Here is a 14625-nt window from a genome sequence, read left to right on the forward strand (position 1 = left end):
TCGTTTACTTGACGACTTCGATCACCACCGATTCGACCTTGCCGGTGAATGGGAACGGGGACTCGTAGGGGCCGACGGCCCCGTTCTCGTCGCTGCCCACTTCCAGGCCGTCCTTGGGCATCCGGGCCAGGAGGCTGCCCTTGGCCGGCCCGGCGGCCGGGCCGCCGTCGATGGCCAGCGTGACCGAGCCGTCGGCGTCGACCCGGGCGACCGCGGTGTGCTCGCCGGGCGTGAGTTTGGGCCCGACGGCACGCGCCACGCCGTCGCCGGAACGGAGCAGGAAGCGGGGCCGATCTCCCTGGACGAACAGGGTAAACCCGGCCGCGGTGCCGCCCTGGGCGACGATCACGCCCTCGGTCTTCCCTTCGGCCGTGCGGAATTTCGCCTCGACCGTGAAGGCATGCCCGACCAGGCCCGGCGCCCGGGGCGCGGGGAGGTGGTCGCCCTGGTGGAGCGTGAACCGGGAGGCGGGGCTGCCCGCGGTCTGCGCCCCCTCCTTCTCCCGCCAGGCCCCCAGGGGCAGGACGTTGGCGCGGGCGGCGTAGGCATCCCACTGGGCGGCCATCGCCTTGACCCGTTCCGGCTGGGCCGAGGCCAGGTCGTGCATCTCGGCCCGGTCGGCGTCGATGTCATACAGTTCCCAGGGCTCGCCCGCCTTGGCCACCAGCTTCCAGCGGCCGTCTCGGACGGCGCGGTTGCTCTCGTGCTCCCAGAAGATCGGCTGCGGGCGGTTCAGCGACTCCCCGGCGAAGGCCGGGCGGAGGCTCACCCCTTCGCGGGGCTTGATGGCCTGGCCGCCGAACTCGGCGGGATAGGTGGCGCCGGACAGGTCGACGCAGGTGGCCATGATGTCGATCAGGTGCCCCGGTTGCCGCTCGAACTGCCCGGCCCGCTCCGGCTTGATCCCGGCCGGCCAGTGGGCGATCAGGGGGGTGGAGATCCCGCCTTCGTGGGTCCAGTGCTTGTACTCGCGGAACGGCGTGTTGCTGACGTTGGCCCAGTCGCGGCCGTAGGCCAGGTAGGTGTCGGCCGGGCCGGGCATCACGCCGGGGCCGGTGCGGATCCAGCGGCCGTCGCGGGTCTGCATCGGCGGGGCGGTCTTGGGCTGGAGTTCGTCGGGCCGCAGCGGACGGAGGTTGGCCGGGGCCGGCTCCGCCTCCTTGATCCGTCCGGTGGTCTCGGCGCAGGCGCCGTTGTCCTGGAGGAACAGGATCACGGTGTTATCGTACTGGCCCTTCGCCTTCAACTCGGCCACGATCCGGCCGATGCCGGCGTCCATGGTCGTGATCATGGCGGCGTAGACCTCCTTGCAGCGGGCCTCCCACGCCTTATCCTTGACGTCGGCCCAGGTTTCGGTGCCGGGCGAAAGCTCGGTGCCCGGCGGGATCAGGCCCATGGCCTTCATCTTCTCGATGCGGGCCGCGCGTCCCACCTCGAAACCGGCGTCGAACCGGCCCTTGTACCTGGCGATGGCCGCCTCCGGGGCCTGCATCGGCCAGTGGGCCGCGGTGTAGGCGAGGTAGAGGAAGAACGGCTTGTCGGGCGATTCCGCCTGGTGCTCCCCGATGTACTTGACCGCGTTGTCGGACAGGGCATCGGTGTAGTAGTACGACTCGGGCTTGTACTCGGGGTCGTTGGCGATGGTGATCGGCCTGTCCTGCCGGGTGAGCGTGCCGGGGTCGAAGTAGTTGCCGGCGCCGGCGATCGTGCCGTAGAACTTCTCGAACCCGCGGCCCAGTGGCCAGGTGGCGCGGTCGCCGTCCGGCCCCATGAACCGGGTGACGTGCCACTTGCCGCACATGTAGGTGCGATAGCCGGCCGGCCGGAGGGCCTCGGCGATCGTCACCGACTGCCGGTTCAGCACGCCGCGATACCCGTCGAAGCCCCGGTCGTTGGTCATGTGGCCGATGCCGGCCTGGTGGGGATACAGGCCGGTGAGCAGCGACGCGCGGGTCGGGCAGCAGCGGGCGGTGTTGTAGAACTGGGTGAACCGCACCCCCTTGCCGGCCAGGGCGTCGAGGTTCGGGGTCTCGATCTCCCCGCCATAGCAGCCGAGGTCGGAGAAACCCATGTCGTCGCTCATGATGAGGACGATGTTGGGCCGGGATTCGGCCGCTCGGGCCTGGTGCCCGGCGAGCCCGAAGGCCGCCAGGCTGGCGAGGACGATCCGTGGGAAGGCGAGCCGCATCGGGCGAGGTCTCCGGGACGATCGGGATCGTGTTCATGGGGCGTGGATTCGACCCAGTATCGGCGAGCGGCCCGGCGATGCAAGGGCCCCGCTCGCTTCCCGGTCGATCCCCAGGCCGGTACGATCGGGGCGTTCCGGGCCCGCGGGCCCCCCTCCGGGGAGGGGCGGCGAGGCCCGATCGGTCACCAGCGAGCCAGCTTCATGCCTTCGTTTCACGGGATCCGGACCGGGGGATTGATCCTCCTCGCGGCCGGTCTGTTCGCCGCGACCTCATCGGCCCAGTCGTCCGCGCCGTCGCTGACGACCGCCCCCTGGCCCCTGACCGACGCCCTGGGCCGATCGGCGCCGATGGCCGGCAAGGTCCCGGCCCCGCGCGGAGACCGCTTCGTCGGGATCTTCTACTTCCTCTGGCACAACAACCGGGGCGGGGCCAGCCCCGACGGCGGCCCGTACGACATCGCCAAGATCCTGGCCAGGGACCCGGACGCCCTCAAGCACCCCGAGTCGCCGCTCTGGGGCCCGTTCGGGCTGTATCACTACTGGGGCGAGCCGCTCTACGGCTACTACCTGGCCGACGACCCCTGGGTGATCCGCCGCCATGCCCGGCTTTTGGTCGATGCCGGCGTCGACACCCTGATCTTCGACACTACCAACGTCGTGACCTACCCCGAGGTCTACACCAGGATCGGCGAGGTCTTCACCGCGATCCGCCAGGAAGGCGGGCGGACGCCGTCGTTCGCCTTCATGGTGAACACCCGGGCCGGCGAGACCGCCCAGAATCTCTACAAGGACCTGTACCAGCCCGGCCGGTTCCGGGACCTCTGGTTCCAATGGCAGGGCAAGCCGCTCCTGATCTGCGACCCCAAGGAGGCGAGCCCGGAGGTCCGGGATTTCTTCACGCTCCGCCGGGCCCACTGGCCGTTCACGATGGAGGACACCAAGGACGCCTGGCACTGGGAGGCGACCTACCCGCAGCCCTACGGCTACACGGATGACCCGAAGAAGGCCGAGCAGGTGGTCGTCTCGACGGCGCAGAACCTCCGGGCGTCGGACGGCAAGGTCACGAACATGAGCAACGGAGACGCCCGCGGACGGAGCTTCCACGACGGCGTCCAGGACCGAACCCCCGGGGCCGTCCTGCACGGATACAACGTCCAGGAGCAATGGAAGCGTGCCTTCGAACTCGATCCCCCGTTCGTGATGGTGACCGGCTGGAACGAGTGGATCGCCGGCCGGTTCGGCAAGCGCGGGCGGATCGACTTCGTGGACCAGTACGACCAGGAGTTCAGCCGCGACATCGAGCCGATGCGCGGGGGGCACGGCGACAATTACTATGCCCAGCTCGTCGCCAACGTCCGCCGCTACAAGGGCGTCCCGCCGGTGCCCGCCGCCTCGGCCCCGAAAACGATCCCCATCGACGGCCCGGCGAACCTCTGGGACGACGTCGCCCCCGCCTTCGACGACGACCTCAACGACAACCTCCCGCGCGACCACGAAGGGGCGGGCGGCACCCACTACGTGAACCGCACCGGGCGCAACGATCTCGTCCTGATGAAGGTCGCCCGCGACGCCGCCAACGTCTCGTTCCTGGCCCGGGCCCGCGAGCCGATCGTGCCCGGCCTCTGGCTCCTGATCGACGCCGACCAGGATCCGAAGACCGGTTGGGAAGGCTACGACTTCATCGCGGGCCGGATCACCGAAGGCGATGCGCCCGTCCTGGAACGCAACACCGGGGGCTGGACGTGGGCCAGGGTGGGCACCCTCCCGGCCCGATCCAATGGCACCGACCTGACCCTGTCCATCCCGCGCGAGGCGTTGGGGATGGAAGGGACCTGGCCCGTCCGGTTCGACTTCAAGTGGGTCGACAATGCCCAGAAGCCGGGGGATGTGATGGACTTCTACGTCAGCGGAGACGTCGCCCCCGAGGGTCGGATGCGGTTCCGATACGTCGGCGATCGCTGAGTCGGATGCCGGCGGGACTCGCCCCGGTCAGACGGCCAGGGCGAGTTCCGACGGGTCGGCGTCGATGTACTCGTAGAAGACGTTGCGCTGGCGGGGGATGTAGCCGGACTCGGTGATCGCCCGGCGGATCTGCTGGAGCGACAGGTGGTGGACCGTCCCGGCCGAGGCGACCACGTTCTCCTCGATCATCAGGCTGCCCATGTCGTTGGCGCCGAAGTAGAGGGCGAGCTGGCCGATCTTGGCCCCCTGGGTCACCCACGACGACTGGATGTTGGGGACGTTGTCCAGGTAGATCCGCGACAGGGCCTGGGTCCGCAGGTACTCGACGGCCCCGTGGGCCGGGACGTGGGCCATCTCCGTGTGCTCGGGCTGGAACGTCCAGGAGATGAACGCGGTGAGCCCGCCGGTCTCGTCCTGGAGCTGGCGGACCCGGTCGAGGTGCTCGACCCGCTCCTCCAGGGTCTCGATGTGGCCGAACATCATCGTGGCCGTCGAGATCCCGCCCAGTTCGTGCCAGACCCGATGGACGTTGAGCCAGTCGTCGGTCAGGACCTTCCCCTTGGTCATCGCCTTGCGGACGCGGTCCACCAGGATCTCGCCGCCGCCGCCGGGCAGGCTGCCCAGCCCGGCCTCCTTGAGGTGGGTCAGGACCTCGCGGAGCGGCATCTTGAACTTCTTCGAGAAGAAGTGGATCTCCGGCGGGCTGAACCCGTGGATGTTGACCTGGGGATAGTGCGCCTTGATGTCGCGCAGGAGGTCCAGGTACCAGTCGAACGGCAGCTCGGGATGGAGCCCGCCCTGCATCAGGATCTGCTCGCCCCCCAGCTCGACCGTCTCGCGGATCTTGTCCAGGAGGACCGGCCGATCCAGGACGTAGGCGTCGGTCGCCCCGACCTTGCGGTAGAACGCGCAGAAGTCGCAGACCGCGGCGCAAACGTTGGTGTAGTTGATGTTGCGGTCGATGTTGTACGTGCGGTAAGGCTCCGGGTGGAGCCTCTTGCAGATCGCGTCGGCGGCCTCGCCGAGCGACAGGAGATCGGCCTCGCGGAGCAGGGTCACGCCCTCATCGACGGTCGGGCGATCCCCCGCGACGGCCCTGCGCAAGATCGCGGCGACGGTGGAAGACAAGGTCGGCTCCTGGAGGGGCGAGGCCCCGGTCGGCGGCCATCCCGGCGAACCGGCGGAGGCCGGCGATCTCGGGCTCGCCGAGGTCATAGGATAGCACGCGGGTCAGGTAATCGAAACACTCGGGGATGCCCAGGCCGAGCCTCGGCCCATGCTCACGGGCCAGGTCGTCGGCATGCCTCAGCCCATCGTCGCGGCACCGGGCCAGGGCCTCGGGCAGGTCGCCCAGGTCGACCCCCGGCCGGACCACCCAGAGGGCGAACACGAACGGCAGGCCCGTCAGGTCACGCCAGGCCTCGGCCAGGTCCACGACCGCGTGGAACGGGGCATCGGGCACCTTCATGGCCCGGTCGCCGATGGCCAGGACGGCGTCGGCGGTGCTTTCCAGGGGGGAGACGCCCATCGGCAGCGTCTCGATCACGGCCGGCTTCACCCCGTATCGGGCGTCGAGCCAGACCCGCGTCAGCGCCTGGCTGGTTCGCGACCCCTCGTCCAGCGCCAGCCGCTCGATCCGGTCGAACGGGACGCGGCTGAACAGCTTCACGCTCCGAACGGCCCCCTTCGCGGCGATCGCGAAACCGGGCAGGATCTCGTAGCCCGAAGCCACCCCGCGAAGGTACTCGACCGACGGGATCAGCGCGACGTCCAATTCCCCGGCATGGAGTCGGCTCGCCAGCCGGCTCGGCAGGTCCATCGTCAGCTCGGCCTCGGGCGCCCAGCGATCGAACCGGTGGTACAGGGGCTTGGCGTTCAGGTAGCTGACGGCGCCGACGCGCAGGCGAGGCGGCATGGCGACACTCCGGCCGGGATTCAGGGCCAGGCGGACCCGGCCTCCGGCCGGTCTCTGGTTTCAGATCCCTTTGAAAGTATAGGCCGACGCCCGGAAAACTCAACGCGGAATCGCCGGCGGGCTGCCTTCGGGCTGGGGGACCTGCTCCAGGACATAGAAGACGAAGTCGGTGAATGGGGCATCGACCCCGAGCCGCTTGAGCTTCGAGGCGAGCTGGCCTCGGTGGTAGGTCTGGTGGTTGGCCAGGTGGCGATAGACGGCCCAGAACGGGAGCCGGCGCGGGTTGCCGCGGGGGTCGTGGGTCTCCCAGATCGAGGCGAGGATCTCAGGGGTCGCCGCCGCCAGCAGGCGGTCGCACGTGTCGTAGGCCTCATGCAGCAGCTTGGCGGCGTCTTCGAAGGCCGGGTGCGACTCCTCATCGGGGAAGGCCCGGATCGTCGTCCCGTCGAGTTGGCTGGACCAGGCCCAGACCACCGACGCCATGTGGACCAGCGTGGCGCGGACCGAGGACCACCCCGGCGCGGGCTCCCGGGTGTATCGCTCGGGGTCGAGCGACCCGATGGTTTCGAGCATTCGCGTGTCGGCCCAACGCGTGTAGGCGAACAGGGTGGGCAGGTCGTCCTGGATCATCGAGGGGGCCTCCGGCGTGCGGTTTGGCCCGATCATGACCGGGGCGGCCCGTCCGGGCAACCGGGGAGGGGCCGGGCGGCTTCGTGCCGTTTCGGGGTGGATGAGGGAGGGTGGGCGGTGTAGTCTGGAAGCCTTCACGATCACCGACACCGGATCGGTCGACGGGGTCGCTCCGGGCGTCCGCGATGTCGCCAGCCCGGTCGGACGAAACAGGGGGAACCGCATCGTCATGGCCAGCGCGATCAAGCCCGAGGATCTGGAAGCATATCGCCAGACATTGCTCTCCATCCAGGATCGCCTCCGCGGCGACCTCCGGCAGATGACCGACGAGGCGCTGAGCAACGCCCCGGATTCCTCGGGCAATCTGTCCAACGTCCCGCTCCACCTGGCGGACGTCGGCACCGAGAACTACGACCAGGAATTCACGCTCAGCCTGATCGAGAACGAGCAGGAGACCCTCGAACAGATCAATGCGGCCTTCCGCAGGATCGACGCGGGGACCTACGGGCTGTGCGAGGAATGCAACCAGGCGATCGCCAAGCCCCGGCTCCAGGCGTTGCCCTACACCCGCCACTGCATCGAATGCGCCCGCATGCTGGAGAGCCGGGGATGAGCGATGCCAGCACCCCGGGGCCGGCGCCACGGCCGGTCCCGCGCGGCCACGTCATCCTGTTCCTCGCGATCGCGCTGGGCGGCGCCGCGTTCGACCTGGCGACCAAGACCTACTTCTTCCGGCTCGTCGGCGAGCCGATCGAACGCCGGACCGTCACGGTCATCCCCAACGTGATCGAGCTCCAGACGAGCTACAACACCGGGGCCCTGTGGGGGTTCATGCGGTCGGTCCCCTACAGCAGCAAGATCTTCGCCGTGCTGTCGATCCTGGCGGTGGGCGGGATCGCCTACTGGCTGTTCGTGGGCCGGGCCGCCACCGACCGGAGGCTGACGGTCGCGCTGGCGCTGATCACCGCCGGGGCGCTGGGCAACTGCTACGACCGGTTGGCGCTGGGCCACGTCCGCGACTTCGTGCACCTGCACATCGACCCGATCAACTTCGAGTGCGCGATCTTCAACTTCGCGGACAACATGCTGGTCGTCGGGGCGACGGCCCTGGTGTTCCTGGCCCTCCGGCCCGAGCCGCCCCCGGCCGAGGCCGAGGTGGCATCGGCCTCGACGGTGGCTCACACGTCGTAATAGAGCGTGAACTCATAGGGATGGGGCCGCTCGCGGAGGGCCTCCACCTCGTGCGTCCTCTTGTACCAGATCCAGGTATCGAGGATATCCGAGGTGAAGACGTCGCCCCGGAGCAGGAACTCGTGGTCGGCCCGGAGGGCGTCCAGCGACACGTCGAGCGACCGGGGCGTGGTCGGGACGTCGGCGAGTTCCTCGGGCTGGAGGTCGTAGATGTCCTTGTCCAGCGGGTCGCCCGGCCGGGTCTTGGTCTGGATCCCGTCCAGCGCCGCCATCAGCATCGCCGAGTAGAGCAGGTACGGGTTGGCGGCGGCGTCCGGCACGCGGAACTCGATCCGCCGCGACTTCGGGTTCGGGCTGTGGACCGGGACGCGGATCACCGCCGACCGGTTCCGGCGGCTGTAGGACAGCTTGGTCGGGGCCTCGAAGCCGGGGACCAGCCGCTTGTAGCTGTTGGTGGTCGGGTTGGCGAACGCGCACAGGGCCGGCGCGTGCTTCAGCAGCCCGCCGATGGCGTACAGGCCCAGGTCGCTGAGCCCCGCATAGCCGTTGCCGGCCAGCAGGTTCTGCTGGTCCTTCCAGAGCGAGAAGTGGACGTGCAGCCCCGACCCGTTGTCGCCGAACAGGGGCTTGGGCATGAACGTGGCCGTCTTGCCGTGGATCCGGGCCACGTTGCGGATGATGTACCGGGCCAGCATGACCTGGTCGGCCCCTTCGACCAGCGACTGAGGGAGGAGGTCGATCTCCGACTGCCCGCCGGTGGCCGCCTCGTGGTAGTGGGCGGCGGTGTCGATCCCGCATTCGGCCATCCGGCCGGCCATCTCGGCGCGGAGGTCGACCAGGCTGTCGGTGGGCGGGCAGGGGAAGAAGCCCAGGCCCGACCCGGCCTTATACCCCAGGTTCGGGTGGCTTGCCTTGCCCCGGTTCCAGGCCCCCTCGACCGAATCGACGTGGTAGTACGCCTCGTGGCCATTCTGGTCGAACCGGGCATCGTCGAAGACGAAGAACTCCAGCTCGGGGGCCAGCCGGCAGGTTTCGGCCAGCCCGGTGCTCCGCATGTAGCTGACCGCCTTGCGGGCGATGTTGCGCGGGTCCCGGGTATAATCCTGCTGGGTGATCGGGTCCTGGATGTTGCAGATCATCGTCAGCGTCGGCCGCGCCGTGAACGGGTCGATCAGCGCGGTCTCGGACTGGGGGACGACCAGCAGGTCGGCCTCGTTGATCGCACGCCAGCCGACCACGCTGGACCCGTCGAAGCCGATGCCTTCTTCGAAGGTCTCCTCGGTCAGGGCGACGGCCGGGATGGCGAAGTGCTGCCAGACCCCCGGGAAATCCATGAACCGGAGGTCGACCGTGGTGACCTCGCTCTGGCGGATCTGGGCCAACACTTCTTTCGGTGTCACCGCTCGAAGCCCTCGCGTCTCGGGCCGATCGCCGGAACCGGCCGGCCCCGGGTGGAGAATCGAGTTTACGGGGTCGGATCGGGATGGACCAGGGATCGACCGTCATCCCGGCGAATAATTCGCCGATCTGGATCGATCACGCCGGGAAGGAGGGTCGCTCATGCCGGGTTCGACAAGACGCTTCGCGATCCTGGAACACCACCACCAAGGAGTCCACTGGGACTTCCTGATCGAGGACGGGGACGCCCTGCGGACCTGGGCCATCGATGCCCCGATCGTCGCCGGCGCCGACCTCCCGGCGCGGGAACTCCCGCCCCATCGGCGGATCTACCTGAACTATGAAGGGCCGATCTCGGGCGATCGCGGGACGGTCCGGCGTTGGGATCGGGGGGAGTGCCTCGTCCTGGCCTGGGACGAGGGGCGCGTGGTCGTCGACCTGCGGGGCGATCAGCTGGTCGGCGTGGCCGACTTGCGGCGGGCCGAGGATCCGCCGAGCCGGGGCTGGCTGCTCCGCCTCGGGAAGGTGAGCTGAAGCAGGCGGCGGCTGGGCAGTCGCGGGGCCGCCAGCTCCTTGCGGGGGCGATCCGACCGGCCCGACAGGCGGATCTGGCCCTGGCGGATCTTGAGCCGTTCGAGGATCACGTCGCTGCGGGCCTGCTCGGGCCGGAACCGGATCTGCGCGACGGGCAGGCCGTCTTCCTCGGACCAGGCGACGTCCAGGCCGTGGTCGAGGGCCTGGTCGGTCATCGGCTTGACGAAGCGATCGACCGAGATCGGGATCACGCCGGCGCGGACCTTCTCGATGGTCAGGGCCAGGACGTTGTCCTCGGGGACCCGGGCCCGGGCCACGACCCAGATCACCGACCGGATCGGCCCCTGATCGAGCTGGAAGGCCAGGGTGACCCGGTCGGACTCGAAGGCGATCCGGGGCTCGTGGACCTCCGGAGGGATCTGGTCGGCGAAGTAGGTGACCAGGTCCTCGGCGAGCCAGGCGTTGACCTCCTGGTCGCTGAAGACGGCCTCCCAGTTCAGCTCGTTGGCGATGTCGTTGCGAAGCTGGAGGCTGCTGGCGACGAAGTGCTTGGCCTTGGCCTCGCGCTGCTCGCGGGGCAGCTTGGCCATCCGCCGGTAGAAGGTGGGCTGGTGGGTCAACATCAGCCACCCCGCCAGCGGGACGGTCACCACGACGGCGACGATGGCCGCGATCAGGGACACCCGCCTCAAGCTCGGGCCGCGCATGGTCATCCTGCCTTCCGGTGGGGACGGTGGGAATGAGGGCGCGTCCCGATGCCGTCGGGGGTCGCGTCCGGGCGGTGCGAGGCCGGGTCTCCGGGGGTGGTCGCCAAGGTCGGAGGATAAGGGGGACCGCCGGGCGCGTCAACCCGAAGAAACAGGCCCGGCGCCCGGCCCACCCGTTTGCTCGGCCGATCGGCTTTCGTATAGTGGAACGACCCATCCTCGTCCGAGAGAACGTCCCATGCCCTCGCGAATGGCCTGCGTCGCCATCCTGTCGTTCTGGGTGTATGCGGCGTTCGGCCTGTTCCGTCGGGATATCCTGCCCGACCTGATCATCACGCCCCCGCCCGACATGCGGTCGATCGCCAAGGCCGAGGCGAGCGCGGGGCCGACGCGGTGGGACATCATGGTGGCCGACGACGCCAACCTGAGGAACCTCCACTCGGTCGGCCAGGCCGTGACCGACTCCCGCCGCCGCGACGATGGCACGATCGAGCTGACCAGCGACATCCGGGTCGACTCGGCCCGCCTGCTCCGGGGCACGCCCCTGGCCTCGGCGCACGACGAGGCGGTCGACATCTCCAACTCGGCCGAGATCGACCAGTCGGGCAACCTCCTCAGCTTCCGGTCCACGGTCCGGCCGGCGGCCGGCGGCCTGGACCTGCGAAAGGCCCGCGACCGGGATCGGGAGCACGACTCGGAGAATCTCATCACCCTGGACGGCCGGGTCAACGGCAAGCAATTGTTCGTCGTCTGCCGGAGCCCGTACCCGGTCCCCCTCCTGAACTGGAATCGGCCCTTCCCCTACGAGCCGAGGGGCATGGTCGAGAACTCCGTGGGGCCGATCGACCGGATGCCCGGCCTCCAGGTCGGCCAGCGCTGGGAGAGCCGGGTGGTGAGCCCGCTCACCGGCCGGGTCGAGATCGTCACCGTCGAGGTGGCCGGCAAGCATGCCATCCACTGGGGCAACAGCGTCATCACCACCCTGGAAGTCGTCCACCACCTGCCGCCCAACCTGACGGCGCGGACCTGGGTCCGCCCCGACGGCCTGGTCCTCCGCCAGGAGGTGCCGTTCCCGTTCGTCAAGCTGATCCTGGAACGCATCCCCGGGCCCGGCGACGGCACCCCGACCGAGAGCAAAGCTCCATGATCGAACTGCGGGGCGTGACCAAGACCTTCGGGGCCCGCAAGGCCGTGGACCAACTCGACCTCGGCGTCCGGGCCGGCGAGCTGTTCGCCTTCCTCGGGCCCAACGGGGCGGGCAAGACGACGACGATCAAGATGGTCTGCGGCCTCTTGCGGCCGACCTCGGGCGTGGTCCGGGTGGGGGGCTACCCGGCCGCCAGCCCCCAGGCCCGGCAGCTGATCGCCTACGTCCCCGACCAGCCTTACCTGTACGAGAAGCTCACGGGCCGGGAGTTCCTCCGGTTCGTGGTCGAGATGTACGGGCTCGACCTCCGGGCCTCGACCCGGAAGATCGGCGAGCTGATCGACGTGTTCGAGATGAACGACTACGTCGACGAGCTGAGCGAGAACTATTCCCACGGGATGAAGCAGCGGGTCGTCTTCGCCGCCGCCCTCGTGCACGAGCCCAAGGTGCTGATCGTCGACGAGCCCCTGGTCGGGCTCGACCCGCGCAGCGCCCGGATCGTCAAGGACCTGTTCGTGGCCCAGGCCCGCTCCGGGGTCGCGGTCCTGATGTCGACCCACCTCCTGTCGATCGCCGAGGAGCTGGCCGATTCGATCGGCATCGTCGACCACGGCCGGATGCTGGCCCAGGGCACGCTGGCCGAACTCCGCGAGAAGGTCCAGCACCACGGCCCCCTGGAAGACCTGTTCCTCAAGGTGACCGGCGGCGACCGGCCGCTGCTCGATGGGACCCCGCTGGCTGGGGCCAGGGGCGTGGAATCGTGAACGGCAACGGCATCCCCCCCACCATCGTCGAGCCTCGCCTGACCACCCCCGAGCAGGCCCGCTCGGCCTTCCGGAACCTGAGGTGGCGGCTCGCCAGCAACGGCGTCCGGTCGATCCTGGCCGGGTCGCGGCTCCGCGTCAGCATGATCGCCATCTGCAGCGCGATCTTCTGGGCCGGGCTGTTCGGCTTCTTCTTCGAGGGATTCCAGTTCCTCAAGCAGTTCATCCCGAACCTGTCCGGGGAGCTGGTCGAGGTCATCTTCAGCATGTTCTTCCTGTCCCTGCTGATCATGCTGATCTTCTCGACAGGGATCATCCTCTACACCGGATTGTTCCAATCGCGAGAGGCGGCCTACCTGCTCACGACGCCCGCCTCGTCGGACCGGATCTTCGCCTACAAGTTCGCGGAATCGCTGGGCTATTCGAGCTGGGCGTTCCTCCTCCTGGGCAGCCCGATGATGGTCGCCTTCGGGATCGTCGAGGATGCGACCTGGCAATTCTATGCGATCTTCCCGATCTTCTTCGCCGCGTTCGTGCTGATCCCGGGGAGCCTGGGGGCGATCGCCTGCATCCTCGTGGCGGCGTTCTTCCCCCGACGCCGGAAGACGATCATCGGCCTCGGCGCCGGGGCCGTGGCGTTGTTGCTGGTGGTGTTCCTCGTCCGCGTCTGGCGGATGAGCGGCGACCCGTTCAGCTCGGACTGGATCGACGGCCTGTTCGGCCGGCTCGAATTCAGCCGCCACCCGCTCTGGCCGAGCCGATGGATCTCGGCGGGGCTGGTCGCGTCGGTCCGGGGCGACTGGGCCGACGCCCGGTTCTACCTGACGGTCATCGCGGCCCATGCCGGCCTGGCCTACCTGATCGCCGCGGCGACCGCCCGCGACCTGTACCGGCTCGGCTATGGCCGGGTCCAGGGGGGGCGATCCTCGCGGCGTCGGCACGGCCTGTACGGCCTGGATGCGGCCTTCCACCGGGTGTTCTTCTTCCTGCCCAGCCCGATCCGGCTTTTGATCCTCAAGGATTTGCGGACCTTCCGACGCGACCCGGCGCAGTGGTCGCAGTTCCTGATCTTCTTCGGGCTCCTGGCGTTCTACTTCATCAACATCCGCCGCCTGAGCTACGACGTCCAGAAGCCGTACTGGCGGAACCTGATCAGCTTCCTGAACCTCTCGGTGACGGCGCTGATCCTCTCGACGTTCACCAGCCGGTTCATCTTCCCTCTGATGTCTCTGGAGGGCCGGAACTTCTGGGTGCTCGGGCTCCTGCCGCTGAAAAGGGCCTCGATCCTCTGGGGCAAGTTCGCGTTCTCGGCGGGGATCTCGCTGGTCGCCACCGAGGTCCTGGTGATCCTGAGCGACCTGATGCTCCGGATGGGGCCGGCGATGATTTTGCTTCACGTCGGGATGGTGGCGGTGCTCTGCCTGGGGCTTTCCGGGATCAGCGTCGGGCTGGGGGCGCGGCTGGCCAACCTCAAGGAGGTGGACCCGTCGAAGATCGCCGCCGGGTTCGGGGGGACGCTGAACCTGCTGGTGAGCCTGGCATTCATCGTCGCGATCGTGACCTCGCTGGCGGTGCCGTGCCACTTCTACTTCGCCGGCGCCGACGCCCCGGACCTGGTCGGCACGACCCTGTCCGAGCCCCAGTTCCGGTTCTGGATGACCATCGCCATCCTGGTCAGCCTGATCGTCGGGGTGGTGGGCACGGTGCTGCCGCTGCGGATCGGGATCAGGGCGTTTCAGGAGATGGAACTCTGACGCCGGGCCGGGCGAAGGCATAGGTCGCCAGCCCGACGATCACCCCGGTCATGTCGGCGGCCAGGTCGTCCAGCCCGGCGTCGCGGTGGACGAACGGCATCATCTGCCCCAGTTCGCTGAGGATCGCCAGCCCCAGCCCGAGCAGAAAGATCCCACGATACCGGGGGGGCCCCGGCTTCCGGCCGGCGTACATGCCCAACCAGCCCAGGACCGCGAACATCCCGAAATGGACGACCTTGTCCAGGTGGGGGAGGTGCAGGCCGGTGCCGGCCCCTTCCTGGATCGGCATCATCGATTTCGGATACCAGCACAGCCCCAATATGATAACGACCCAGGAAAGCAGCATGACAGGGCGTGGGGACATCGCGAGGTGGCTCCACCGGGGTTCCGGATCGGGCGTCCCGGCCGCGCCGGCCGCCGGATCGGGGCGTCGGA

General features: G+C 69.0%; 14 protein-coding genes. 7 read left to right on the plus strand and 7 right to left on the minus strand.

The genetic code is table 11. The features are described from left to right. Window positions 1-4: 4 nt before the first annotated feature. Window positions 5-2188, minus strand: coding sequence for a sulfatase-like hydrolase/transferase (locus TA3x_RS07000; RefSeq protein WP_435019639.1), 2184 nt, complete (start codon window positions 2186-2188; stop codon window positions 5-7). 201 nt (window positions 2189-2389) lie between these two features. Here TA3x_RS07000 and TA3x_RS07005 point away from each other — a divergent pair, with 201 nt between their 5' ends. Further along, on the plus strand, window positions 2390-4150 hold the full coding sequence (locus TA3x_RS07005) for a hypothetical protein (protein WP_435019641.1): 1761 nt from the start codon (window positions 2390-2392) through the stop codon (window positions 4148-4150). Window positions 4151-4177: 27 nt separating this feature from the next. Here TA3x_RS07005 and mqnC read toward each other — a convergent pair whose 3' ends face one another. The 3 genes from mqnC to TA3x_RS07020 all read right to left on the minus strand — a co-directional run bounded on the left by mqnC (window position 4178) and on the right by TA3x_RS07020 (window position 6695). Then, the gene (gene mqnC / locus TA3x_RS07010) at window positions 4178-5278 is read right to left on the minus strand and encodes a cyclic dehypoxanthinyl futalosine synthase (protein WP_435019643.1); all 1101 of its coding nucleotides are present in this window, start codon (window positions 5276-5278) and stop codon (window positions 4178-4180) included. Beyond that, complete coding sequence (locus TA3x_RS07015) at window positions 5214-6065, minus strand: menaquinone biosynthetic enzyme MqnA/MqnD family protein (protein ID WP_435019645.1); 852 nt, start codon at window positions 6063-6065, stop codon at window positions 5214-5216. The genes mqnC and TA3x_RS07015 overlap by 65 nt, the downstream gene beginning before the upstream one ends. A 99-nt stretch (window positions 6066-6164) precedes the next feature. Beyond that, window positions 6165-6695 carry a DinB family protein gene (locus tag TA3x_RS07020; protein ID WP_435019647.1) on the minus strand — a complete coding sequence of 177 codons (531 nt, stop codon included), beginning with the start codon at window positions 6693-6695 and terminating at the stop codon, window positions 6165-6167. A gap of 229 nt (window positions 6696-6924) precedes the next feature. Between TA3x_RS07020 and TA3x_RS07025 the strand changes: the two genes are divergently transcribed. Further along, on the plus strand, window positions 6925-7308 hold the full coding sequence (locus TA3x_RS07025) for a TraR/DksA family transcriptional regulator (RefSeq protein ID WP_435019649.1): 384 nt from the start codon (window positions 6925-6927) through the stop codon (window positions 7306-7308). Further along, on the plus strand, window positions 7305-7886 hold the full coding sequence (gene lspA / locus TA3x_RS07030; protein ID WP_435019651.1) for a signal peptidase II: 582 nt from the start codon (window positions 7305-7307) through the stop codon (window positions 7884-7886). The genes TA3x_RS07025 and lspA overlap by 4 nt, the downstream gene beginning before the upstream one ends. Here lspA and glnA read toward each other — a convergent pair. Further along, complete coding sequence (gene glnA, locus TA3x_RS07035) at window positions 7874-9286, minus strand: type I glutamate--ammonia ligase (protein ID WP_435019653.1); 1413 nt, start codon at window positions 9284-9286, stop codon at window positions 7874-7876. The two genes, lspA and glnA, sit on opposite strands and share 13 nt — an antisense overlap. A gap of 160 nt (window positions 9287-9446) precedes the next feature. On the opposite strand from glnA, the gene TA3x_RS07040 reads away from it, so the two are divergent. Next, a complete protein-coding gene (locus TA3x_RS07040) occupies window positions 9447-9818 on the plus strand; it encodes a DNA polymerase ligase N-terminal domain-containing protein (protein WP_435019655.1) in 372 nt (123 codons plus the stop codon). On the opposite strand, the gene TA3x_RS07045 is transcribed toward TA3x_RS07040, so the two are convergent. Beyond that, a complete protein-coding gene (locus tag TA3x_RS07045) occupies window positions 9734-10525 on the minus strand; it encodes a hypothetical protein (protein ID WP_435019657.1) in 792 nt (263 codons plus the stop codon). The genes TA3x_RS07040 and TA3x_RS07045 overlap by 85 nt on opposite strands. Window positions 10526-10763: 238 nt before the next feature. On the opposite strand from TA3x_RS07045, the gene TA3x_RS07050 reads away from it, so the two are divergent. From TA3x_RS07050 to TA3x_RS07060, 3 genes are read left to right on the plus strand one after another with little or no spacing between them, the layout of a single operon-like run. Next, on the plus strand, window positions 10764-11672 hold the full coding sequence (locus TA3x_RS07050) for a hypothetical protein (RefSeq protein ID WP_435019659.1): 909 nt from the start codon (window positions 10764-10766) through the stop codon (window positions 11670-11672). Next, entirely contained in the window at window positions 11669-12436 is a 768-nt protein-coding gene (locus TA3x_RS07055; RefSeq protein ID WP_435019661.1) for an ABC transporter ATP-binding protein, read from the plus strand. The genes TA3x_RS07050 and TA3x_RS07055 overlap by 4 nt, the downstream gene beginning before the upstream one ends. Continuing rightward, complete coding sequence (locus TA3x_RS07060) at window positions 12433-14190, plus strand: putative ABC transporter permease subunit (protein WP_435019662.1); 1758 nt, start codon at window positions 12433-12435, stop codon at window positions 14188-14190. Before TA3x_RS07055 ends, TA3x_RS07060 begins: the two co-directional genes overlap by 4 nt. On the opposite strand, the gene TA3x_RS07065 is transcribed toward TA3x_RS07060, so the two are convergent. Continuing rightward, window positions 14162-14482, minus strand: a complete 321-nt coding sequence (locus TA3x_RS07065; RefSeq protein ID WP_435019664.1) for a VanZ family protein — start codon at window positions 14480-14482, stop codon at window positions 14162-14164. The genes TA3x_RS07060 and TA3x_RS07065 overlap by 29 nt on opposite strands. Window positions 14483-14625: the final 143 nt, after the last annotated feature.

The organism is Tundrisphaera macrotermitis, from assembly GCF_051175315.1.
GTDB lineage: Bacteria > Planctomycetota > Planctomycetia > Isosphaerales > Isosphaeraceae > Tundrisphaera.